Annotated in this window: 21 protein-coding genes; 12 read left to right on the top strand and 9 right to left on the bottom strand. The window is 65.5% G+C overall.

All coding sequences use genetic code 11. The features are described 5' to 3' along the window. Positions 1-24 precede the first annotated feature (24 nt). The 4 genes from QO033_RS16455 to fabD all read right to left on the bottom strand — a co-directional run bounded on the left by QO033_RS16455 (position 25) and on the right by fabD (position 3,353). Positions 25-966, bottom strand: coding sequence for an arginase family protein (locus QO033_RS16455; RefSeq protein ID WP_284482073.1), 942 nt, complete (start codon positions 964-966; stop codon positions 25-27). A gap of 166 nt (positions 967-1,132) precedes the next feature. Continuing rightward, on the bottom strand, positions 1,133-1,366 hold the full coding sequence (locus QO033_RS16450; protein ID WP_028091986.1) for an acyl carrier protein: 234 nt from the start codon (positions 1,364-1,366) through the stop codon (positions 1,133-1,135). 217 nt (positions 1,367-1,583) lie between these two features. Then, entirely contained in the window at positions 1,584-2,321 is a 738-nt protein-coding gene (gene fabG / locus QO033_RS16445; protein WP_284482072.1) for a 3-oxoacyl-[acyl-carrier-protein] reductase, read from the bottom strand. A 93-nt stretch (positions 2,322-2,414) separates the two neighbouring features. Continuing rightward, positions 2,415-3,353 carry an ACP S-malonyltransferase gene (fabD, locus tag QO033_RS16440; RefSeq protein ID WP_284482071.1) on the bottom strand — a complete coding sequence of 313 codons (939 nt, stop codon included), beginning with the start codon at positions 3,351-3,353 and terminating at the stop codon, positions 2,415-2,417. A gap of 141 nt (positions 3,354-3,494) precedes the next feature. On the opposite strand from fabD, the gene QO033_RS16435 reads away from it, so the two are divergent. Beyond that, the gene (locus QO033_RS16435; RefSeq protein ID WP_284482070.1) at positions 3,495-4,721 is read left to right on the top strand and encodes a cytochrome b/b6 domain-containing protein; all 1,227 of its coding nucleotides are present in this window, start codon (positions 3,495-3,497) and stop codon (positions 4,719-4,721) included. A 430-nt stretch (positions 4,722-5,151) separates the two neighbouring features. Here the strand turns inward: QO033_RS16435 and QO033_RS16430 are convergent, their stop codons facing one another. Both QO033_RS16430 and QO033_RS16425 read right to left on the bottom strand, forming a co-directional pair. After that, positions 5,152-5,730 (bottom strand): YceI family protein, encoded by a 579-nt coding sequence (locus tag QO033_RS16430; RefSeq protein WP_284482069.1) that lies wholly within the window; start codon positions 5,728-5,730, stop codon positions 5,152-5,154. A 129-nt stretch (positions 5,731-5,859) separates the two neighbouring features. Continuing rightward, complete coding sequence (locus QO033_RS16425; RefSeq protein WP_284482068.1) at positions 5,860-6,396, bottom strand: hypothetical protein; 537 nt, start codon at positions 6,394-6,396, stop codon at positions 5,860-5,862. 393 nt (positions 6,397-6,789) lie between these two features. On the opposite strand from QO033_RS16425, the gene rpsF reads away from it, so the two are divergent. From rpsF to QO033_RS16390, 7 genes are all read left to right on the top strand, one after another. Beyond that, positions 6,790-7,143, top strand: a complete 354-nt coding sequence (gene rpsF / locus QO033_RS16420; RefSeq protein WP_284482067.1) for a 30S ribosomal protein S6 — start codon at positions 6,790-6,792, stop codon at positions 7,141-7,143. A gap of 28 nt (positions 7,144-7,171) precedes the next feature. Beyond that, positions 7,172-7,399, top strand: a complete 228-nt coding sequence (gene rpsR / locus QO033_RS16415) for a 30S ribosomal protein S18 (RefSeq protein ID WP_008328567.1) — start codon at positions 7,172-7,174, stop codon at positions 7,397-7,399. A gap of 12 nt (positions 7,400-7,411) precedes the next feature. Beyond that, on the top strand, positions 7,412-8,026 hold the full coding sequence (rplI, locus tag QO033_RS16410) for a 50S ribosomal protein L9 (RefSeq protein WP_284482066.1): 615 nt from the start codon (positions 7,412-7,414) through the stop codon (positions 8,024-8,026). A gap of 193 nt (positions 8,027-8,219) precedes the next feature. After that, the gene (locus tag QO033_RS16405; protein WP_407682124.1) at positions 8,220-8,729 is read left to right on the top strand and encodes a transglycosylase SLT domain-containing protein; all 510 of its coding nucleotides are present in this window, start codon (positions 8,220-8,222) and stop codon (positions 8,727-8,729) included. 231 nt (positions 8,730-8,960) lie between these two features. Further along, complete coding sequence (locus tag QO033_RS16400) at positions 8,961-9,362, top strand: helix-turn-helix domain-containing protein (protein ID WP_284482065.1); 402 nt, start codon at positions 8,961-8,963, stop codon at positions 9,360-9,362. A gap of 28 nt (positions 9,363-9,390) precedes the next feature. Continuing rightward, on the top strand, positions 9,391-10,092 hold the full coding sequence (locus tag QO033_RS16395; RefSeq protein WP_284482064.1) for an autoinducer binding domain-containing protein: 702 nt from the start codon (positions 9,391-9,393) through the stop codon (positions 10,090-10,092). 226 nt (positions 10,093-10,318) lie between these two features. Further along, entirely contained in the window at positions 10,319-11,272 is a 954-nt protein-coding gene (locus QO033_RS16390; RefSeq protein WP_284482063.1) for an acyl-homoserine-lactone synthase, read from the top strand. A gap of 145 nt (positions 11,273-11,417) precedes the next feature. Here QO033_RS16390 and tig read toward each other — a convergent pair whose 3' ends face one another. Together tig and QO033_RS16380 are read right to left on the bottom strand one after the other, a co-directional pair. After that, positions 11,418-12,752 carry a trigger factor gene (gene tig, locus QO033_RS16385; RefSeq protein WP_284482062.1) on the bottom strand — a complete coding sequence of 445 codons (1,335 nt, stop codon included), beginning with the start codon at positions 12,750-12,752 and terminating at the stop codon, positions 11,418-11,420. 189 nt (positions 12,753-12,941) lie between these two features. After that, a complete protein-coding gene (locus tag QO033_RS16380) occupies positions 12,942-14,051 on the bottom strand; it encodes a porin (RefSeq protein WP_284482061.1) in 1,110 nt (369 codons plus the stop codon). 364 nt (positions 14,052-14,415) lie between these two features. Between QO033_RS16380 and QO033_RS16375 the strand changes: the two genes are divergently transcribed. Beyond that, a complete protein-coding gene (locus QO033_RS16375; RefSeq protein ID WP_284482060.1) occupies positions 14,416-15,027 on the top strand; it encodes an exonuclease domain-containing protein in 612 nt (203 codons plus the stop codon). Positions 15,028-15,031: 4 nt separating this feature from the next. On the opposite strand, the gene QO033_RS16370 is transcribed toward QO033_RS16375, so the two are convergent. Then, positions 15,032-15,631, bottom strand: a complete 600-nt coding sequence (locus tag QO033_RS16370; protein ID WP_284482059.1) for a TetR/AcrR family transcriptional regulator — start codon at positions 15,629-15,631, stop codon at positions 15,032-15,034. Between the two features lie 54 nt (positions 15,632-15,685). Here QO033_RS16370 and QO033_RS16365 point away from each other — a divergent pair, with 54 nt between their 5' ends. From QO033_RS16365 to QO033_RS16355, 3 genes are read left to right on the top strand one after another with little or no spacing between them, the layout of a single operon-like run. Then, positions 15,686-16,879, top strand: a complete 1,194-nt coding sequence (locus QO033_RS16365; RefSeq protein WP_284482058.1) for an efflux RND transporter periplasmic adaptor subunit — start codon at positions 15,686-15,688, stop codon at positions 16,877-16,879. A gap of 2 nt (positions 16,880-16,881) precedes the next feature. After that, positions 16,882-19,989, top strand: a complete 3,108-nt coding sequence (locus tag QO033_RS16360) for an efflux RND transporter permease subunit (RefSeq protein WP_284482057.1) — start codon at positions 16,882-16,884, stop codon at positions 19,987-19,989. Beyond that, entirely contained in the window at positions 19,986-21,383 is a 1,398-nt protein-coding gene (locus QO033_RS16355; protein ID WP_284482056.1) for an efflux transporter outer membrane subunit, read from the top strand. Before QO033_RS16360 ends, QO033_RS16355 begins: the two co-directional genes overlap by 4 nt. Positions 21,384-21,394 lie beyond the last annotated feature (11 nt).

Genomic DNA, 21,394 nt, shown 5'->3' with positions numbered 1-21,394 from the left:
TTGGGGGCAAGAGAAAGGGCACGATCAGCGCCGCGCGGCCTTCTGCCCGCCGATCAGCCCGATGACCGAGGCCAGCAACTGCGCCGCGGTCCGCGCGCCGAGGCCGTCGCGATCCTGCGGCGGCATGAACTCCACCATGTCGAAAGACGCGATCCGCGCCCGGGCCGCCACCGCCCGGATCAGCTCCAGCACCTGGGCATAGCTCAGGCCGCCCGCCGTCGGCGCGATCACCGCCGGCATGATCGCCGGATCCAGCGCGTCGCAGTCGAAACAGATCGCCACCCGCGCCCCCTCCGGGACCAGAGCGGCGACCGCCAGCGGATCGGTGAACTGATGCGCCGGGATCAGGTGCACGCCCCAGTCGCGCGCCGCCTGCAGCTCCGTCATCCCGGCCGAGCCGACGCCGCGGGCGCCCACCTGGATGATCCGCTCCACATGCGCCATCTCGCTGGCACGCCGCATCGTCGAGCTCAGCCCCAGCGGTTCGCCCTCCACCGACTCGCGCCAGTCGATATGGGCGTCGATCTGCAGGATCGTCAGCGGCTCGCCGCTGTCGCCCAAGGCCTCGATCAGCGGGATCGGCAGGGAATCATCGCCCCCCAGCAGCACCGGCACCGCCCCCGCCGCCAGAATCTGCCGCGTCGCGCCGGCAATGGCGGCGCGGTTGCCGGCGGCATCGGCTGGTTCGACCGGCAGATCGCCCGCATCCACTGCCCGCACCGTTGCGGGCAGGACCGGGCCCAGCAGATCGAAGTTCACCTTGGTCAGATCCCCGCTATAGGCCGCCCCGCCGGCGCGGATCGCCGCCGGACCGCCAGCGCAATAGGCCCCGACCGAGGGATAGGGCGTGGCGCAATCGGCGCCATAGATCACGAGGTCCGCTTCCAGCGCCGTCAGCTCCGCCGCCGGCAGCCCGAGAAACCGCGCGGTTTCGCCGCCACCGAACATATCCGCCAGATCCGCCATGCCGCTGTCCTTTCCTGCCGCGAGTCACTGCGGCGCAGGATGCCAGCCCGCCAGCCCGGGCGAAAGGCATCGGCGGCCAAAGACCCGCCGGCCGCTCCCCGAACACGAAAAAGGCGCTCTCCCTGCCCGGGAAAGCGCCCTTGAAAACTCGGTGATCCGGTTGGGATCAGGAAGCTTCGGTGATGAATTTCACCGCGTCGCCGAAGGTCTGGATGGTTTCGGCTGCGTCGTCCGGGATTTCGATGCCGAACTCTTCTTCGAAGGCCATCACCAGCTCGACGGTGTCGAGGCTGTCAGCGCCCAGATCGTCGATGAACGACGCGTTCTCGGTCACTTTGTCCTCTTCAACACCCAGATGCTCAACAACGATCTTTTTCACGCGATCTGCGACGTCGCTCATGTCTCTTCCTCATTCCATCGGGGCCAGAGACCCCAGTTGCGCCCTTACCCGGTCGGGATGGCTGTCGATATATGCCCGGTCCGGGCGGCTCGATCCCGGTGGGCCGGGATATGGACAGACGGCCCCAACCTGCATGTGGCGCCGCCCCGAATGTTCGCCGCCTATAGCATAGTCCGGCGCAGAGGCAAACGCTTTCGCGTGTGGGGCCACCCACCCGTTAAAGCATGGCCATCCCACCGTTCACATGCAAGGTGGCACCGGTCACATAAGCCGCTTCGGGGCTGGCCAGATACAGAACCGCAGCGGCGATTTCCTCCGGCTGGCCCATGCGGCCGGCCGGGATCTGGGCATTGATCTTGGCCTTCTGCTCGTCGTTGAGCTTGTCGGTCATCGCCGTGGCGATGAAGCCCGGCGCCACCGCGTTTACGGTGATTCCCCGGCTCGCCACCTCATAGGCCAGCGATTTCGACATGCCGACCAGCCCGGCCTTGGCGGCGGCATAATTGCCCTGCCCCGGGTTGCCCGTGGCACCCACCACCGAGGTGATGTTGACGATACGACCCCAGCGCGCCTTCATCATGCCACGCAGAACGCCCTTGCTCAGCTTCATCGCCGCAGTCAGGTTGACGTCCAGCACCGATTGCCATTCGTCGTCCGACATCCGCATGAACAGGTTGTCGCGGGTGATCCCGGCGTTGTTCACCAGGATATCGACGCCGCCCATCGCTTCGGCCGCCTGTTTCGGCAGCGCCTCGACCGCGGCCGGATCGCTCAGGTTGCAGGGCAGCACCACGGCGCGCTCCCCCAGCTCCGCCGCCAGCTCCTGCAGCGGCGCCTCGCGCGTTCCCGAAAGCCCCACGGTCGCCCCCGCCCCATGCAGCGCCTTGGCGATCTCGCCACCGATACCACCCGACGCGCCGGTGATCAGCGCGGTCTTCCCCGTCAAATCGAACATCTCGTCTCTCCCAGCCGCCCAGGGCGGCACAAAAGTTTTCAAAAACTTTTGCCAAGATTTTTTTGAAAAATCTTGGCGCTCAAGGGCCAGCCTTCAGCCTTGGCTCTCCACCACGGCCTTCACGTCGTCCGGAGTGCCCACCGCCTTGCAAGCGATCTCCCGGTCGATCTTGCGGATCATGCCCGACAGCGCCTTGCCGGCGCCGATCTCCCAGGCCTCGGTCACGCCCTGGGCGGCCATGTACTGAACGCTCTCGCGCCAGCGAACCGAACCGGTCACCTGCTCCACCAGCAGCTTGCGGATCAGATCGGGATCGCTCACCGCCTCGGCCCGCACATTGGCGATCAGCGGCACCGCCGGGGCGGTGATCTCGACCGCCGCCAGCGCCTCGGCCATCACATCGGCGGCCGGCTGCATCAGCGCACAATGGAACGGCGCGCTCACCGGCAGCATGATCGCCCGCTTGGCGCCCTTCTCCTTGGCGATGACGGCGGCGCGTTCCACCGCCGCCTTGGTGCCGGAGACCACAACCTGGGTCGGATCGTTGTCGTTGGCGGCCTGGCAGACCTCGCCTCCCGCCGCCTCCGCCGCGACCGCGCGCACCGCCTCCAGATCAAGCCCGAGGATCGCCGCCATCGCGCCCTCGCCGACCGGCACCGCGCTTTGCATCGCCTGACCACGGGTCCGCAGCAGCCGCGCGGTATCGGCGACGCTGATCGCCCCGGCGGCGCAGAGCGCCGAGTATTCGCCCAACGAATGACCCGCCACGAAGGCCGCTGACGCGATCGTGATCCCTTCGGCCTCCAGCGCCCGCATCGCCGCCAGAGAGGTCGCCATCAGCGCCGGCTGCGCATTGCGGGTCAGCGTCAGGGTCTCGATGTCGCCGTCCCAGATCAGCCCGCTCAGGCTTTCGCCAAGAGCCTCATCCACCTCTTCGAAAACGGCTTTTGCGGCCGGATAGGCCCCGGCGAGCGCCTGCCCCATCCCGATGGTCTGCGCCCCCTGACCGGGGAAAACGAATGCGCGGCTCATGCCGGTCCTCCTGTCTAAGTCTGCGCCGGGAATAGACCGCCCCGCCGCTCTGTGCAATGGCGCGCCCTTGCTGTGCCCCTGAGCGCGTTGCCGAAACCCTGCCGACACGTAACCTGCCGCCATATTGCAAGGAGAGCCTCCATGACCCTCGCCAACACCGTCCGCAGCTACGGCGCCGTGACCAAGAGCTTTCACTGGTTGACCGCGCTGCTGATCCTGACCGTCCTGCCGCTGGGCTGGTTCGCCACCGATCTGGCGCATCAGGTCCGCGATCCCGCCTCTGGCGCCAGCGATGCCGATGTCGCCCGCGCCGCCCTTCTCTTCACGCTGCACAAGACGATCGGCGTGACCATCTTCTTCGTCGCCCTGCTGCGCATCCTCTGGGCGCTGACCCAGATCAAACCCGGCCTGCTGAACGCCGAACACAAGGTCGAGGCCTGGGCCGCAGAACTGGTCCACTGGCTGCTCTACGGCTCGCTGGTGGCGGTGCCGCTGTCCGGCTGGATCGACCACGCCGCCTCCACCGGCTTTGCGCCGATCTACTGGCCGTTCGGCCAATCGCTGCCCTTCGTGCCGAAAAGCCCCGCGGTCTCCGCCGTGGCAGGCGGGCTGCACGTCATCTTCATGTGGCTGCTGGTCGGCGCCCTCGCGGCGCATATCGCCGGCGCGCTCAAGCATTTCGTGATCGACCGCGACTTCACCCTGCAGCGCATGCTGCCGGGCTTCCGCGAGGGCCCGCAGCCGCCGGCCCAGCATCACAGCCTGCTGCCCCCGACCCTGGCCGTTGCGGTCTGGGCCGCCGCCATCGGCGTCGGTGGCGCGACCAAGATGCTGACACCGCCGCCCGCCGCCCCGCAGGCCGCCGCGCTGGAACAGGTCGCCTCAGACTGGCGGGTGGAGGACGGCACCCTGGGCATCACCGTGCAGCAGATGGGCAAACCGGTGGAGGGCAGCTTCGCCGACTGGACCGCCGCCATCACCTTCGACGCGCCCGCCGCCCCCGGCCCGGCCGGGTCGGTCGATGTGACGATCGCCATCGGATCGCTGACCCTGGGCTCGGTCACGCCGCAGGCGATGGGGGCGGATTTCTTCAACGCCGAAGGTTTCCCCACCGCCGAATTCCACGGCCAGATCGAAAAGACCGCCGATGGCTATGTCGCGCGCGGGCCGCTGACGCTCAAGGGCGCGACGGTGGAAATCGAGTTGCCCTTTAGCCTGACACTCGACGGCAGCACCGCGGTGATGGAGGGCAGCACCAGCCTGAACCGGATGGATTTCGGCATCGGCAGCAATATGGCCAACGAAAGCTCTCTCGCCTTCGCGGTGGAGGTGCACGTTCGCCTGACCGCCACCCGCGGCGGGACCTGAGCGCTCTGCCCGGAGATTCGACCGGGCCCACAAGACCGGGCCGTCGCGGGGTTCTGCGGCGGCCCTTTGCATGCCCTTCCCGTATGCATCACCTCCCGGTCCGGCACCGCCCGCGCCGCTGCCCGTGCGGAGCGCTGCATCGCCCCCCACCGACGACCACGCCTCACGCGCCGCCGTCCCCCCAGGGTGCTTTTTCCGGCCCCAAATATCCCCGCCGGATATCCCCGCCGGAGGCGCGCGCCGCCAGGCGCGCTCTCCGCCCGGCGCCACAGGCACGTCCTCGGTCCTCTCCGCACCGGTCAGCCACAGCGCCACTCCCCGCCGCCACCCGGCGCAGCCCCAACACCGTTCCCGTGCCTGCGCACGCAGAAAGGCCGCCGACCCTTCGCAGGGGCCGGCGGCCTGACGTTTCCCGAGGGGACAGGAAAGATTATTCCGCGTCGGCTTTCATCGCCTCGACGGAGATTTCGACCACCACTTCGTCGCTGACGTAGGGGGCGAACATGCCAAGGTTATAGTCGCTGCGGATCAGCGTGGTGGTGGCGCTGAAACCGGCCCAGGGCTTGTTCGCCATCGGGTGTTCGCCGGCCTGGTTCAGCACCGCATCCAGAACGACCGATTTGGTCACGCCGTTCAGGGTCAGATCGCCGGTGATAAGCGCTTCTTTCTCGCCGGTCACTTCGATACCGGTCGATTTGAACGACACGGTCTTGTCTTCGACGGCGCCGAAGAAGTCGGGCGACATGAAGTGCTCGTAGCGCGCTTCCCAGCCGGTCAGCATGGAGGTCACGGGCATCGAAACCGACACGCTGGAATTCGCAGGATCTTCCTGATCGAACATGATTTCGCCGGCGAAGCCCGAGAACATGCCGTAGCCGGTGGAAAAGCCCAGGTGGTTGTAATGGAAGACGATCTGGCTGTGGCTCGAGTCCAGAACGTATTTTTCCGGTGCAGCATAGGCGGCGGCGGCGGCAGTCGCGAAGGCAGCGGCCAGAAGGGCGGTTTTCATGATCAACACTCCGTTGGGTTGTGCGTTTGCTTGTCCCCCCAATCTGACTTCGTCCGGCGGGGAAACAAGGCCGCAAATTCCAACAGGATCTGTGAGCAGACGAACAGCTCCCCCTGCGAAAGCGCGAGGTCAGGCGCAGAGATTCACATGTTGCGCCAACTGGTCACTCAGCTGTGCCCGCTGCGCCGCCTCGCGGACGGTGAGCCCGAGCAGAAGCGTCCCGTCCATCTCGTAGATCCGCACCCGGTGACCGCGCCACTCGACCCGGCCGAAACTGTCGTAGCCGCGGCGCAGCGTGGTCTCCACCCGGCCATCGGCCGCCATGCGCAGCACCCGCAGCTCGCGCCGCAGCGGATCGAAACAGGCCTCGGGACGGCGCAGCAGATCGTCATAGGCCATCAGCGCCACGCCGACGAGCAGGAAGAACAGCGACGCGCCCAGCTTCATCACCACCAGATCGGCATCGGCCTGCGCGTCGGGCAGCATCCACATGGCGCCGGAGGCGATCACCAGGACACTGCCGACAAAGCGCGCCAGCGCCCCATCGACCGAGAACCGCGGCGCCAGAACGATGGAAAGCGCCCCGTTGCGGCGCGGCGAGGTCACCGCGGCGGCGGTGGTCACGGCCTCGGCCGGGGAAAAACCTGCAAAATCCATCTTCGACATCTCGGGCCTCTTCGCTCTGTCTCCGGGGCCCGGTATCTGGGGCTCTCTCCCGAAGGGCGGCTTTCTCCGCGCTGCCCTCAAACTCGCGGTCAAAAGCGGCAGCATTGGGGCGGGCGACAGGCAATCGCCGGGCAATCCGCCGGCATTTCCCGGGCATCACACTGGCGTCTCGGGGGCATATCCCAGGCCGTTTCCCGACCCCGACCCACTGCGCCCGATGCGCCGCCGGGGCCTGCCGGACAAAGCGCCGCTCAGGGGTTGCCCGCCCGATGATTTGCTGTATACGGGGCCATCCTTTCGCACGACGTGATAACCGCGCAGTCTCTCGTGGCGGGGCCGCGAAAGGATCAGGCCCCACCTATGAAATGCGCCTCGACAGAAACAGGAGTCTACATGCCCCTTTATGAGCATGTCATGATCGCGCGTCAGGATCTTTCCAACGCGCAGGCCGAAGGCCTCATCGAACATTTCGGCGCCATTCTGGCTGACAACGGCGGTAAAATCGTCGACAGCGAGTACTGGGGCGTCAAGACGATGGCCTACAAGATCAACAAGAACCGGAAGGGCCACTATGCCTTCCTGAAGTCCGATGCACCGGCACCGGCCATTCAGGAGATGGAACGCCTGATGCGCCTGCATGACGACGTGATGCGCGTTCTGACCATCAAGGTCGACGGCCACGACGAAGGCCCCTCGGTTCAGATGCAAAAGCGCGACGAGCGGGACAACCGCCGCGAGCGCCGCTGATCAACGCCTGCTGAAAGGACGCTAAGACATGGCTGCAAAACCGTTTTTCCGCCGTCGCAAGGTCTGCCCCTTCTCGGGCGACAATGCGCCGAAGATCGACTACAAAGACACCAAGCTGCTGCAACGCTACATCAGCGAACGCGGCAAGATCGTGCCGTCGCGCATCACCGCCGTCTCGGCCAAGAAGCAGCGTGAACTGGCCCGCGCCATCAAGCGCGCCCGCTTCCTCGCCCTGCTGCCCTACGCCGTGAAGTAAGGAGAAAGCCGCATGCAAGTTATCCTTCTGGAACGCGTGGCCAAGCTGGGCCAGATGGGCGATGTCGTCGACGTCAAGCCCGGCTATGCCCGCAACTACCTGCTGCCGCAGAGCAAGGCGCTGACCGCGTCGAAAACGAACATCGCCGCTTTCGAAGCACAAAAAGCCCAGCTCGAGGCCCGCAACCTCGAAACCAAGCAAGAAGCCGAAGCGCTGGCCGAACGTCTCGACGGTCAGCAGTTCGTGGTGATTCGCTCCGCCTCCGACGGCGGCAACCTCTACGGCTCGGTCACCCCGCGTGACGCCGCAGACGTCGCCACCGAGGCCGGCTTCACCATCGATCGCAAACAGATCGTCATCCCGACCCCGATCAAGGAACTGGGCCTGCATGCCGTGCATGTGACCCTGCACCCCGAGGTCGACGTGGTGATCTCCGTGAACGTCGCACGCTCGCCCGAAGAGGCCGAGCTGCAGGCTTCCGGCAAATCGATCCAGGAACTGGCCGCTGAAGAAGAGGCGCAGGCCGAATTCGAGATCGCCGAGCTGTTCGACGACATCGGTGGCGCCGCCTCCGACGACGACGAAGCTCCCGCCGCGCCCGCCGCGGATGAGGAAAGCGCCTCCTGATCCCGAACGGATCGATCCAGAATATGAACGGGCCGCGCGAGACACTCGCGCGGCCCGTTTCCGTTCCGGCCCCGCGCACTGGTAAATTTCATATCAATGCCTCGGCAATGTGCCGCCCATGTCATAGACGTGCCTTCTTGCTGCCCCGGTTCCGCAGTAGCTTTTATTCAAATCCACCATATCAGGTGCTCCCATGACAGACTCACTGCGGACAGACACGACAGGCACCGCCCCGACCCGGCGCCGGGCGCTGGCCCTGCTGTCGATGCCCCTGCTGGCCGCTGCCTGCGGTCCGAAGCTGCATCGCTCCAGCCGCAACGCGCCCTACGATCCGCCGCTCTATCCGAACGAGACACCGGAGCTGCGGCGGCTGATCAACAAATGGTCCGATCACTACGAGGTGCCCCGCGCGCTGGTGCACCGCGTCGTCATCCGCGAGAGCACCCATCGCCCCTGGGTCCGCAACGGCCCCTACTACGGGCTGATGCAGATCCATCCGCGTACCGCCCGGGGCATGGGGTTCCACGGTCGCGACAAGAAACTGCTCGATGCCGATACCAACCTGAAATACGCCGTCAAATATCTGCGCGGCGCCTGGCTGGTTTCGGACGGAAGCTATGACAAGGCGGTCAGCTGGTACGCCCGCGGCTACTACTACGAAGCCAAGCGGCGCGGCCTTCTGAAGGAGACCGGTTTGATCTAGCCGGACCGCCCAGACGGCACCTCCCCGGGATGAGAACAACCTTAGGGAGATAGTCGTTGTAATGAAGCTTCCCTTACGGCAACAATTTGCAATCTGCTTTCTGTGCAGGCCTGTCCGGCCTGCTGCAGACGGGGAAGGATTGACTGTTTGGTATCTGGTTCTGGTATCCTTTGGGCGCTGTTTTGCATTGGGCGCCGCCGTGTATGGCCTCTGACACTGCAGGTGTAAGCTATGAACAAGATCGATCTCCTCGTTGGACAACGCATCCGGGCCCGGCGCCATGCCCTGGGCATCAGCCAGACCGAGCTGGGGGAAGCCATCGGCGTCAAGTTCCAGCAGATCCAGAAATACGAAACCGGGGCCAACCGCGTCAGTGCCTCCCGCCTCTGGGCCGTGGCCGAGAAACTCGGGGTCGACATCGTCTATTTCTTCGAGGGCATCCGGCCCGCCACCCCCACCGACAAGGGGCTGAAAACCCCGGTCGACCATATGGATTTTCTTTCCGATCAGGACGCCATCCTGATGATGGAACTGTTCCGCAAGCTGCCCGGCCCGCAACGCAGTGCCGTGCTCAGCTTCGTGCAATCGCTCACCACGCCCCCGAAACCGAAGAAAGTCGGGCTGGCCACCTGAGCCGCCTGTCCCCAAGGAGCCTTGGACAATGGACCTGATTGACCTCAGCGAAGCCCCCGACGCGGAAGACAACTTCACCTGCTTCCTCGATGACCTCTGCGACAAGCTGGAATTCGACTACGCCTCTTACGCGACGACGCATCCGATCACCGGCGACGTGCAGGGCTATGCCAACTATCCCGAGCAGTGGAAATTCCACTACATGAAGCAGGGGATGCATCGCTACGATCCGACGATCTATCAGTCGCTGCGCAGCATCGCCCCGGTGGACTGGCACCGGTTCAACGATGACGACAAGTTCCGCGCCGTGTTCTACGACGCACGCGACTTCGGCATCACCACCTGCGGCCTGACCGTGCCGGTGCGTGGCCCCTATGGCGAATGCGGTCTGCTCAGCGTCACCCGCGACTGCGGCGAGGACGACTGGCACAAGCTGAAACGCGCGGTCATCGGCGAGCTGCAGTTCGCCGCCGTCCACATGCATGACAACGTGATGCGCTCGGGTGTGCTGCACACCGCCCTGCAGCGGCCAGCGCTTTCGACCCGGGAACTGCAGATCCTGCAATGGGCCGCCGCCGGGAAAAGCCAGCAGGACATCGGCGATATCCTGTCGATCTCTCATCGTACGGTTGAAGTTCACCTGCGATCGGGGCGTGAAAAACTCAGCGCGTTAACCACGGCACAAGCGGTCGGTCGCGCCATCGGGCTGGGCCTGATTTACCCCGCCTGACGCCTCCCCCTCAGAACCACTCTGACTGAGTCGCCTCCTCCGGGAAATCCCGGGGGAGTTTGTCGTTTTTGCTCAAAACGATAGGAAATATGTTGCCTTTCAGCAACAGGCTGGACTCAATTTCATAAACATTTAGTATTGTTTGACACATACGGGAAACCCCTAATGGAGAAATTGCATAACATGGCTAACGTCCGGTAAACACGTATAGCGGTAGGGGAAAACCATGATTATCGTAATCGATGGTCTCAACAGGCATAAGTTCGGCGAGTTGCTGGACGAAATGTACCGCCTCAGAGCGAGAGTGTTCGAAGGGCGACTGGGTTGGGACGTCAAAGTCAAGGACGGCAAGGAGATCGACGAGTTCGACTCGCTCGATCCTGCGCATGTCGTCTGCCTGGATGAGGACGGGGATGTTGTCGGCTGCATGCGTCTGCTGCAGACCACCGGCCCGCACATGCTGGCGGACGTGTTCTATGAACTTCTCGACGGCGAACCGCCGCTGCGCAGCTCCCGGATCTGGGAAGCCACCCGGTTCTGTGTCGACACCCGGAAGCTGACCGGCACGAAAAAACGCAATTCGATCTCTTATGTGACGAGCGAGGTGATGGTAGGTGCCTTCGAATACGCACAAGAGGCCGGCGTTCTGGATGCCGTCGCGGTGATCGATCCGGTGATGAACCGGGTGATGAAGCGGTCGCGCAATGCACCCTACGATTACATCGGCTCGCCGAAACCGATGGGTGTGGTCACCGCCATGGCTGCGCTGATGGATTGCTCCGACGAGCGGATCGAGGGGATCCGAGAGTTCGCCGGCATCCGCCACGATGTCTTCCTCTCCGACGAGGACGCGCTGAAGCTGTTCTACAAGAACCGCACCCCGGCGATGGCGAGCAAAAGCATGGCCGAGCTGTTCCCCGACATGGACGGCGAGGACATCACCGCCGACAAGCAGAAATACGCCGAAGCGCTCAAGCAATATTGCTATGAGCAGGTGATGAACGCCACCACGCCGAAAGAAGTCGACGCCGCCATGGCGTTGATGGAAGCCCTGCGCGACCGTTTCGAAGCGGCCGCTGGCGAGGCGGAGGAAGAGGAGGAGACCACGATCGATCTTCCCGCCACCGCCTCTTCGGGAAAACCGGACGGGATGCAGCGCGCGATGACCTCTTTCGACTGAAGGACAGTGCGCCACAGCTGAAAAAGGGCCGCTCGCTTGAGCGGCCCTTTTTCGTCAGGGTCATCGCTGCGCCCTGCCCGCCTCCGGACATGAAAAGGGCCGCCCCAGAGGGCGGCCCGATCCGAAAAATCCGATCGACCGAGGCTTACGCGTCGTCGTCCAGCGCTTCGACGGCCTTTTCCAGCTCGTCCTTGCTGACTTCCTTTTCCTCGACCTTGGCGAGTTCGCAGACATAGTCGATGACTTTGTCTTCGAAGATCGGCGCGCGCAGCTGCTGCTGCATCTGGGCGTTCTGCTGCACGAATTCGAAGAACTGGCGCTCCTGACCCGGATACTGACGGGCCTGGTTCATGATCGCCTGAGTCATCTCGGCGTCGGTGACCTCGACCTCGGCCTTCTGGCCCAGTTCGGCCAGCAGCAGGCCCAGACGCACGCGGCGCTCTGCCAGCTTGGTGTGCTCTTCGGTGGGCTCGATGCCTTCGTGGTTGTGGTCGTGCACCTCGGGGTGCTCGTCATGCCACAGCTGATGCGCGATCTGCTTGGCTTCGGCGTCCACCAGGCTCGGCGGCAGGTCGAAGCTCACCAGCTCGTCCAGCTTGTCCAGCAGGCCGCGCTTCAGAACCGCACGGGCGGCGCCGGCATATTCGGCTTCCAGACGCTCCCGGATCTGACCTTTCAGGGATTCCAGGTCTTCCGAGCCGAATTTCTTCGCCAGCTCATCGTCCAGTTCGGCAGCGACCGGTTGTTTCACCTCTTTGACGGTGCAGGTGAAGACAGCTTCCTTGCCGGCCAGATGTTCGGCCTGATACTCTTCGGGGAAGGTGACGGTGACGTCTTTTTCTTCACCGGCCTTCGCGCCCACCAGCTGCTCTTCGAAGCCAGGGATGAACTGACCGGACCCCAGAACCAGCGGGTAATCTTCGGCGGACCCGCCGTCGAAGGCTTCGCCATCGACCTTGCCGACGAAGTCGAACACCACCTGATCGCCATCCTCGGCGGCGGCGCCTTCTTCGCGGGCTTTGAAGTCCTTGGCGTTTTCGGCCAGGCTCGTCAGGGCTTCGTCGACGGAGGCGTCGTCCGCCTTGACGACCATGCGCTCCAGGCTGATCGAGGCCAGATCGACTTCGGGGATGTCGGGCAGACGCTCATAGCTCATCTCGACATTGACGTCGTCGCCTTCTTTCCAGTCCTCGTTGGTCATCTTGACCTCGGGCTGCATGGCCGGACGATCGCCGCTCTCTTCGAAATGCGAGTTCATCGCCGCGTCGATGGTTTCCTGCATGGCTTCGCCGAGCAGACGCTGGCCGAACTGCTTCTTCAGCAGCGCCATCGGCACCTTGCCCTTGCGGAAGCCCTTCATCTCGATTTCCGGCTGGGCCTCGAGCAGCTTCTCGTTCACCTTATCGTCCAGCTCCTGCGCCGTGACCATCAGTTCATAAGCGCGCTTGAGCCCTTCGTTCAGCGTTTCGGTGACCTGCATCCGTATTCCCCATAGAGTCGAAAGCGCGCGATACCCGCGCGCACAGCAAATTTGTCGCCTTCTATGTGTCTCAGCCCCGCTGTGCAAGGGCGATTGCAGGCACGGCGTGCAAAACCGGCACCGGAAAGCCGAAACAAAGAGACCCGCCGCGCGATGCGGCGGGTCCGGTAAGACCGAAGGCGTCCGGTCTCAGAATTTCCAGCGGGCACCGACCAGAACGGCGCTCAGATCGTTGTAATCCGTGCCGCTGTTGTCGTCCAAGCTGTAGTTGCGATAGCTGGCGTAGAGTTCGACGTTATAGGCGTCGACCTTCTGCACCACGCCGACGCCCCAGGCTTCGGACTCGGAGCCGGTCGAAACCAGATCGTTGCCGCTGTAATAGTCCAGCGACATCGCGGTGGAGCCGATGGCGAAGACCTTCATCTTGTAGCCGACTTTACCGTAGATGTAGTCGCCCGAGGTGTCGCGGTCGCCATAGGACAGGGTCCCGTTCAGGCCCGAGCTGTGCTCCAGCGAGACGGAGGCCACGGTGTCGCGGGTGTCGGTGCCGGTCTGCTTATCGGTCCAGGCCACGCCCAGCCCGCCGTTGACGGTGTACTCGCCGAATTCCTTCTCGTACCGCACGGTGATGTCGTAATATTCGTCATCATTGCCGGAGGCCAGGATTTCGGTGCCGTAGGAGGCCGAGAGCACGAACCCGTTCAGCGACGGCGTATCGTAGCGGATACGACCCTTGCGGCCGCCGTCATAGCTTGCGAAGGCGTCGCTCAGCTTGATGCCCGACAGCGCACCGCCGCTGGTGGTGAACTGATAGGCGCCGGCGGCGTCCGTCACCGACTGGCCCATGACCAGCGTGGTACCCGACAGGTCCATGGTGGCGATATTGTCGCTGGCCATGCTGCCCTGACCGGCCGAAACCGTACCGAAGGCGCCGGACAGGCTGAAGTCGACGTGCCGCAGATTGGTGCGATCCCAGTCGAGGTTGCTGGGGTCGCTGGTCTGACCGACCTTGTTCGACGCTTTCAGCCCCAGCGCGGTTTCAAACCGGAACTGGAAGGTGTTGGCGCCGAAGGGCTGGCGCAGATAAAAACCCACCCGGCTGTTGGAATGGACGTTGTCCACCAGGTCGCCCTGGGTGTCGACGCCGTCGTCAACCGACAGGTAGGACGGGCTGAGCTGCCCGTAATAGGTGAAGGTGCCGCCGGAAGCGGAGGTGTAGGTCGGGCCAGCCAGTGCGGGGCCTGCGGCGCAGGCAGCCAGAGCAACGGCAGACAGACCGGAGCGGAAGGAAACGCTCATCTGCTAAATCTCCTGTTCGTTTTCAGGACCTGAATCATGACGTCATGTCCCCAACGCCCTGCTGAACTAGTTCGTTCAGTTTAGCAACCTCGAAACCGCATAGCCGCCAGTGACATCGCGACACAATTGCACTCAAAAGGTGATTTTCGAAAATCATATTCACCTAAAGATTGCCTCATCCGGGCCCCTCAGGCAGAGTTTTGAAACGCGTCTTTTCTTAGGTTCTTATGGTAATAGTATGAAATTTATCAGTTTCCCGAGGAGTCGCCAGGACACCCCAGGGCAAAATCATCGCGGGCCACTACTTGACGTTGCGACACCGGAAGTTCAAGCGCCGCCCCTGCGATCCAGGGATCACATCAATGTGAAATCACCCGCTCCGGAGGCACCGCCGGCGGCCTCCCCCGACCTTCTCGCGCGGCTCGCGCCCGTCCTCTCCGGGGACTACAGGTTCATCGCCGTCGACGTGGAAACCGCCAATGCCGACACCTCCTCGATCTGTCAGTTCGGGTTGGCATTCGTCCGGCCGGACGGGGCCATCGACACACTGGATCTGCTGATCGACCCGGAGATGTATTTCGACAGTTTCAACACCGCGCTGCACGGGATCTCCGCCGCCACGGTCGAGGATTGCCCGGGCTTCGCCTTGGTCCTGCCGCCGCTGCGGCCGCTGCTGGCGCGTCATTCGCTGATCCAGCACAGCGGTTTCGATCAGCGGGCAATCGCCGCCGCCTGCCGCCGCTATGGCCTGCCGACGCCGCATTTCGCCTGGCACGACAGCCTCGCCATCGCCCGCCGCGCCTGGCCGGAGCTGCGGAACCGGGGCGGCCATGGACTCGCCAATCTGAAAACCCATCTGGGGCTGGAGTTCACCCATCACCACGCCGGAGAGGACGCCCGCGCCGCCGCGCTCGTGGTGCTGCGCGCCGAAGCGGTCACCGGCCTGCCCTTCGACAAGCTCTCGCGCCGCGGCTGAGGGATCAGCCGGCGCTGATCAGCGCCCCGGCCGCGCTCAACCCGTCCCACACCCGCGCCACCGCGGCGGGAAGGCTGTCGCACTGCCCTTCGGCCCAGAGATCGACCGCCCGGCGCCCGCCGACCAGCGCGATATCGACCAGCAGCCCGATGGTCTCGGGCGAGGCCGAGACCCGCTCCTCGACCAGCGCCACCAGATCGGCGCGCAGCTCCGCCATGGCGGCATCGAACAACAGATGCACCTTCAGATACTCCCGCGCCAGCTGCGCCACCGCCAGCACCACCTCAGGGTCCTGCTCGATCAGCTCCGCATGGCTGCAAAACAACTGGCACAGATCGGCCATCAGCGGCCCGGTGCCGGTGCGAAAGGCCGCCACCGCCGCCGCCGGCAATTCCGGCGCCTCGCCGATGATCGCCGCCTCCTTGTTGGGAAAGAAGTTGAAGAAGGTGCGCGGGCTCACCCCGGCGGCGCGCGCGATCATCTCGGTGGTGACCCGATCGAGCCCCTGATCCAGCGCCAGACCGATCGCCGCGCGCTGGATATCGCGCGCGGTTTCCCGCCGACGGCGCTCTCGCAGGGATAAAGTGACTTCTGGATATTGCATAGTCCGCATTTATTGCATACTACGCAATTTATGCAAGTGACAAATGGCAGACAGATGATGATTTCCCAGCGGTTCAAGCGGTTCGGTCAGGGCCGCTGGCCCCTTGCCCTGACACTCCTCCTGGGCCTGACCGGCCCGGATCTCGCCAGCGCCCAGACGATGCCCGGGGCCGCCGGCCCGACCGCGGTGGGCGTGGTGACGATGCAAAAGCAGGCGGTTCCCCGCAGCTACACCCTGCCCGGCCGCGCCGTCGCCTATGAGCAGGTCGATATCCGCCCCCGCGTCGACGGTGTGGTCCAAGAGATCCTTTATACGCCCGGCGCCACGCTTTCCGTCGGCGACCCGCTGTTCAAACTGGATGACGCCAGCTACCGCGCCACCGTCGCCGGCGATGAGGCCGAGCTGGCCTCCGCCCAGGCCAGCCTGACGCTGGCGCAGACCTCCTACGACCGGGCGCAGCGGCTTAAGGGGTCCGGCTATACCGTCGCCGAGGTCGAGGCCGCCCGCGCCACCCTGGCCGAGGCCCAGGCCGCCGTCGATGCCGCCCGGGCGGCGCTGGATTTCGCCCGTACGCAGCTGTCCTGGACCACCATCCGCAGCCCGATCCAGGGCGTTGCAGAGGTCGCCGATGTGTCTGTCGGCGCATTGGTCACCAGCGGCCAGTCCGATGCGCTGACCACGGTCACCCGGCTCGACCCGATCGAGGTGGACATGCTGGAGGCCAGCGCCCGCGTCCTGTCGATCCGCAACCAGATCGACAGCGGCACGATGACGCTCGCCGACAAGCTGGATGCGACGCTGACACTGGAGAACGGCCAGATCTATCAAGGCTCCGGCACGCTGGTGGCGCCCGGCAGCACGGTGGCCACCACCACCGGTACGATTTCGATCCGCTTCCGCTTCGAAAACCCCGACCATCTGATCCTGCCCGGCATGTTCCTGCGCGGCGAGGTGACGCTGGGCACCATTCAGGCCTATCTGGTGCCGCAACGGGCCGGCAGCCATGACAGCGCTGGCAATCTGGTCGTCTTCGCCGCCGATGCCGGTGGCACCGCCCGGCAGCTGGCGCTGAAGGATATCGGCAGCTGGCAGAACAGCTGGGTGGTGACCGAGGGGCTGTCGGACGGCGACCGGATCATCGTCGACGGGCTGAAATCGCTGCGCGCCGGCGCGGAGGTGACCGCAACCGAGGTCGAGATCACCGGGACCGGCCTGGTGCGCGACGCCCCCACCAGCACGCAGGACTGATCATGGCCTCCTTCTTCATTCACCGCCCGGTCTTCGCCTGGGTGATCGCCATCGTCATCATGCTGGCCGGCGTCTTCGGCCTGACATCGCTGCCGATCTCGCAGTACCCCGAGATCGCCCCCACCACGGTGCGGATTTCGGCCACCTACACCGGCGCCTCCGCCGAGACCGTCGAAAACTCCGTCACCACGGTGATCGAGGACGGCATGACCGGGCTCGACGGTCTGATCTACATGACCTCTTCCTCGACCGAGGGGTCTTCCAGCATCTCGCTGGTGTTCGACGACAGCGTCGATCCCGACATGGCGCAGGTGCAGGTGCAGAACAAGCTGCAGCTGGTGCAATCGGGCCTGCCGACCTCGGTCACCAACCGCGGCATCAGCGTGACCCGCTCCACCAGCTCGATCCTGATGGTGGCCGCCGTGGTTTCCGACGACGGCAGCAAGACCTCGGTCGAGCTCGGCGATATCCTCAGCTCCACCATCGAGGACCCGGTCAAGCGCACCGAAGGCGTCGGTTCGATCCGTTCCTTCGGATCGCAATATGCCATGCGCATCTGGCTCGATCCCTGGAAGCTCTATCAATATCAGCTCACCCCCTCCGATGTGACCTCGGCGGTGTCGGAGCAGAACACCAATGTCACCGTCGGCGCGCTCGGCAATCAGCCGACGGTCAAGGGCCAGCAATTCACCGTCTCGCTCAGCGCCCAGTCGCAGCTCTCCACCGTGGAGGATTTCGAACGCATCCTGCTGAAGACCAATTCCGACGGCTCCACCGTCTATCTCGGCGATGTGTCGCGGATCGAACTGGCGGAAGAGGATTACAGCGCCTACAGCCGCTTCAACGGTAAGCCGGCGGCCGGCTTCGGCATCAACCTCGCCACCGGCGCCAACGCGGTGGAAACCGCCGCCCGGGTGCGCGCGACCATGGACACGCTGTCCGCCGCCCTGCCCGAGGGGGTGAGCATCCAGTACCCCTATGACACCTCGCCCTTTGTCGAGGAATCGATCAATCAGGTCTATCACACCCTGGGTGAGGCCATCGTACTGGTCTTCCTGGTGATCCTGCTCTTCCTGCAGAGCTGGCGAGCGACCCTGATCCCCACCATCGCCGTGCCGGTGGTTCTTCTGGGCACCTTCGGTGTGCTCGCGGCGCTGGGGATGTCGATCAACACGCTGACCATGTTCGCCCTCGTCCTCGCCATCGGGCTGCTCGTCGACGACGCAATCGTCGTGGTGGAAAACGTCGAGCGGGTGATGAAGGAAGACGGGCTCGGCCCGGTGGAGGCGACGGAGAAAAGCATGGGCGAGATCTCCAGCGCGCTGGTCGGGATCGTCCTGGTGCTCTCGGCAGTGTTCCTGCCGATGGCCTTCATGAGCGGATCGACCGGGGTGATCTATCGCCAGTTCTCGGTCACCATCATCACCGCCATGGTGCTGTCGCTCGCCGTCGCGCTGATCCTGACACCGGCGATGTGCGCCCAGCTGCTGAAGCCGTCGCATGGGGAAACCCGCCTCGCGCCGCTCAACTGGTTCAACCGAGGCCTCGACCGGCTGACCCTAGGCTACGGCCAGGGCGCCGGCCGGCTGTCGCGCCGGCCCTTCCGCATGCTGGTCGTGCTGGTCGCCATCGGCATCGGCGCCTGGGGCGTCTACAGCCGCCTGCCCTCCGCCTTCCTGCCGACCGAGGATCAGGGCGTGCTGATGGCCATGGTCACCCTGCCCGAGGGCGCCACCACGCCGCAGACCGAAGAGGCCGTCGCCGCGATCGAGCATTACCTGCTGACCGAGGAGACCGACACCGTCGATTCCGTCTTCGGTGCGGTCGGCTTCAGCTTCGGCGGCAGTGGTCAGAATGCCGCCATGCTCTTCGTCAAGCTGAAGGACTTCGCCGACCGCGAAGGCTTCGACGCGGCGGCACTCGCCGGGCGGGCGAACGGGGCCTTCTGGGGCAACCGGATGGGGCAGATCATCTTCATGCAGCCCCCGGCGATCCCCGGGCTCGGCACCTCCTCCGGCTTCACCATGTATCTGGTCGATCAGGCCGGCAACGGCAGCGCCGCGCTGGCCGAGGCCGCCGATGCGCTGGTCGCCGCCGCCCAGGCCGACGGCCGCGTCACCAGCCTGCGCGGCAACGACGATGCCACCAAACCCTCGCTGCAGCTGACAATCGATCCGGAAAAGGCGGAATCCTTCGGACTGACGATCTCCGATATCAACACCACGCTCTCCACCGTCTTCGCCAGCACCTATGTCAACGATTTCACCCTGGGCAACGACCTGCGCGAGGTGATCGTCCAGGGCGATGCGCCCTGGCGCATGCAACCCGAAGACGTGCAGGCCTGGTTCGTGCGCAACAGCGCCGGCGAGATGGTGCCGCTCTCGGCCGTGGTGACCAGCGACTGGACCGAGATTTCGCCCAAGCTGGCACGCTATGGCGGCACCCGCGCCCTGGAGATCTCCGGTTCCGCCGCCCAGGGCACCAGCTCCGGCAATGCGATGACCGTGATGGAGGAGCTGGTGGCCGACCTCGACGGCGGCTACGGCGCCGCCTGGACCGGCCTGTCCTATCAGGAACGGCTGTCGGGCAATCAGGAGCCGCTGCTCTATTCGCTGTCGGCGCTGGTGGTCTTCCTCTGCCTCGCCGCCCTCTACGAAAGCTGGACCGTGCCCTTCTCGGTCATGCTCTCGGTGCCGGTGGGGGTGCTGGGGGCGCTGGTCGCCACGCTGCTGTTCGATCAGACCAATGACGTCTATTTCAAGGTCGGCCTGCTGACCACCATCGGCCTCGCCGCCCGCAACGCCATCCTGATCGTCGAATTCGCCGAAGCGCTGCGCGCCCAGGGCACCGCCCTGATCGAGGCGACCGTCACCGCCGCCCGTCAGCGGCTGCGGCCGATCCTGATGACCTCGCTCGCCTTCGGCTTCGGCATCATGCCCCTGGCCCTGGCCAGCGGCGCCGGCGCGGCGGCACAGAAGTCCATCGGCATCGGCATGTTGGGAGGCATAGTCTTCTCCTCGCTCTTCGGCATCCTGATGGTGCCGGTGCTCTATGTCGCGGTGCTGCGCGCCGTCGCTCTCTTCTCCCGCCGCAAGGAGGCCGCGTCGTGAAATACGCCTCACTTTCCGTTCTCGTGCTGCTGACCGCCTGTACCGTCGGCCCCCGTCACCAGGTACCGCAGGCCACCGTTCAGCAGCGCTTCATCGGCGGCGACGCCGCGACGGTGGGGGCGGTGGCGCAGCAACGCTGGTGGGAGGAGTATCGCGACCGCGAGCTCAGCGCGCTGATCGGCACCGGGCTGCAGCAGAACCTCGACAGCCTGGCGGCGATGGAACGCATCCGCGAGGCGCAGGCCAGGCTGCGCGCCACCGGGGTCAATGCGGCGATGGACGGCGCGCTCGAGACCGGGCGCAGCCGCAGCGGCGGCGATGCCACCACCACCGGCACCGCCACCTCCTCCGGCCTCAGCGCCAGCTTCGTGATCGACCTCTTCGGCGGCATCCGGCGCGGCCGCGACAGCGCCCTCGCCGGGCTCGCCGGGGCGCAGGCCGATCTGGACACCACTGCGCTGGCCTGGGTCGCCGAACTGATCGCCGCCTATGCCGATGCGCGCTACAATCAGGAGGCGCTGGCGCTGACCCGCGAGACCATCCGGACCCGGGAACAGACGCTGGAGATCACCCGGCAGAAATACGACGCCGGTGCCGCCACCGAATACGAGGTGGCCGAGGCCGAAGCCTCGCTCGCCTCCGCCCGGGCGGCGCTGCCGCAATATAACGCCGCCTTCAGTACCAACGTCTTCGCCATCGGCACGCTTCTGAACACCCAGTCGGGCCCGATCCTGGCGCGCATGCAGCGGGGCGCACCACAGCTGCGCATCCCGGCCCCCCGTGGCAGCGGGGTGCCGGCGGACCTGCTGCGCAACCGCCCCGACATCCGCAGCGCCGAGGCCGCCCTGGCCGCCGCCGTGGCCGAGGCCGGGGTGAGCGAAGCAGAGCTCTACCCGGCGCTCACCCTCAGCGGCTCGGTCGCGCGCGTGAGCAGCACCGACAGCTGGTCCTTCGGGCCGGTGCTGTCGCTGCCGGTCTTCAACCAGGGGGCGCTGGCCGCCAATCGCGATGCCGCCGTCTCCGCCGCCCGCCAGGCGGCGATCGACTGGCAGGCCGCAGTGCTGACGGCGGTGGAGGATGTGCAGGTGGCACAGGCGCAGCTGACGCAATACCGCCAGCGCGCCGTGGCCCTGCGGCGGGCCGCCGAGGCCTATGACCGGGCGCTGCAGCTGGCGCAGCAGAACTATCGCGACGGGGCGATCACGCTCCTCGATCTGCTCGACACCGACCGCTCCGCCGCCTCGGCCCGGATCTCCGCCGCCTCCGCCGCGAATGACGCCGCCAAGGCCTGGGCGACGCTTAGGATCGCCATCGGTGCCGGCGCCGGTGCACTGCGCCCCGTCCCGGAGCCGGCCGCACCTGCGGCAGACACGCCCGCCGCGCGCAACGGCTGAGCCGCCGCCGC

It is taken from the genome of Pseudodonghicola flavimaris, assembly GCF_030164425.1.
Taxonomy (GTDB): domain Bacteria; phylum Pseudomonadota; class Alphaproteobacteria; order Rhodobacterales; family Rhodobacteraceae; genus Pseudodonghicola; species Pseudodonghicola flavimaris.
Note: the sequence above shows the minus strand (reverse complement) of the source record. Positions and strands in the feature narration are given on the sequence as shown.

What these genes read in the sequence shown, in the direction of transcription:
- QO033_RS16455 (WP_284482073.1), bottom strand. Translation starts at nt 966, where the DNA reads ATGGCGGATCTGGCGGATATGTTCGGTGGCGGCGAAACCGCGCGGTTT.
- QO033_RS16450 (WP_028091986.1), bottom strand. Translation starts at nt 1,366, where the DNA reads ATGAGCGACGTCGCAGATCGCGTGAAAAAGATCGTTGTTGAGCATCTG.
- fabG (WP_284482072.1), bottom strand. Translation starts at nt 2,321, where the DNA reads ATGTTCGATTTGACGGGGAAGACCGCGCTGATCACCGGCGCGTCGGGT.
- fabD (WP_284482071.1), bottom strand. Translation starts at nt 3,353, where the DNA reads ATGAGCCGCGCATTCGTTTTCCCCGGTCAGGGGGCGCAGACCATCGGG.
- QO033_RS16435 (WP_284482070.1), top strand. Translation starts at nt 3,495, where the DNA reads ATGACCCTCGCCAACACCGTCCGCAGCTACGGCGCCGTGACCAAGAGC.
- QO033_RS16430 (WP_284482069.1), bottom strand. Translation starts at nt 5,730, where the DNA reads ATGAAAACCGCCCTTCTGGCCGCTGCCTTCGCGACTGCCGCCGCCGCC.
- QO033_RS16425 (WP_284482068.1), bottom strand. Translation starts at nt 6,396, where the DNA reads ATGTCGAAGATGGATTTTGCAGGTTTTTCCCCGGCCGAGGCCGTGACC.
- rpsF (WP_284482067.1), top strand. Translation starts at nt 6,790, where the DNA reads ATGCCCCTTTATGAGCATGTCATGATCGCGCGTCAGGATCTTTCCAAC.
- rpsR (WP_008328567.1), top strand. Translation starts at nt 7,172, where the DNA reads ATGGCTGCAAAACCGTTTTTCCGCCGTCGCAAGGTCTGCCCCTTCTCG.
- rplI (WP_284482066.1), top strand. Translation starts at nt 7,412, where the DNA reads ATGCAAGTTATCCTTCTGGAACGCGTGGCCAAGCTGGGCCAGATGGGC.
- QO033_RS16405 (WP_407682124.1), top strand. Translation starts at nt 8,220, where the DNA reads ATGACAGACTCACTGCGGACAGACACGACAGGCACCGCCCCGACCCGG.
- QO033_RS16400 (WP_284482065.1), top strand. Translation starts at nt 8,961, where the DNA reads ATGAACAAGATCGATCTCCTCGTTGGACAACGCATCCGGGCCCGGCGC.
- QO033_RS16395 (WP_284482064.1), top strand. Translation starts at nt 9,391, where the DNA reads ATGGACCTGATTGACCTCAGCGAAGCCCCCGACGCGGAAGACAACTTC.
- QO033_RS16390 (WP_284482063.1), top strand. Translation starts at nt 10,319, where the DNA reads ATGATTATCGTAATCGATGGTCTCAACAGGCATAAGTTCGGCGAGTTG.
- tig (WP_284482062.1), bottom strand. Translation starts at nt 12,752, where the DNA reads ATGCAGGTCACCGAAACGCTGAACGAAGGGCTCAAGCGCGCTTATGAA.
- QO033_RS16380 (WP_284482061.1), bottom strand. Translation starts at nt 14,051, where the DNA reads ATGAGCGTTTCCTTCCGCTCCGGTCTGTCTGCCGTTGCTCTGGCTGCC.
- QO033_RS16370 (WP_284482059.1), bottom strand. Translation starts at nt 15,631, where the DNA reads ATGCAATATCCAGAAGTCACTTTATCCCTGCGAGAGCGCCGTCGGCGG.
- QO033_RS16365 (WP_284482058.1), top strand. Translation starts at nt 15,686, where the DNA reads ATGATGATTTCCCAGCGGTTCAAGCGGTTCGGTCAGGGCCGCTGGCCC.
- QO033_RS16360 (WP_284482057.1), top strand. Translation starts at nt 16,882, where the DNA reads ATGGCCTCCTTCTTCATTCACCGCCCGGTCTTCGCCTGGGTGATCGCC.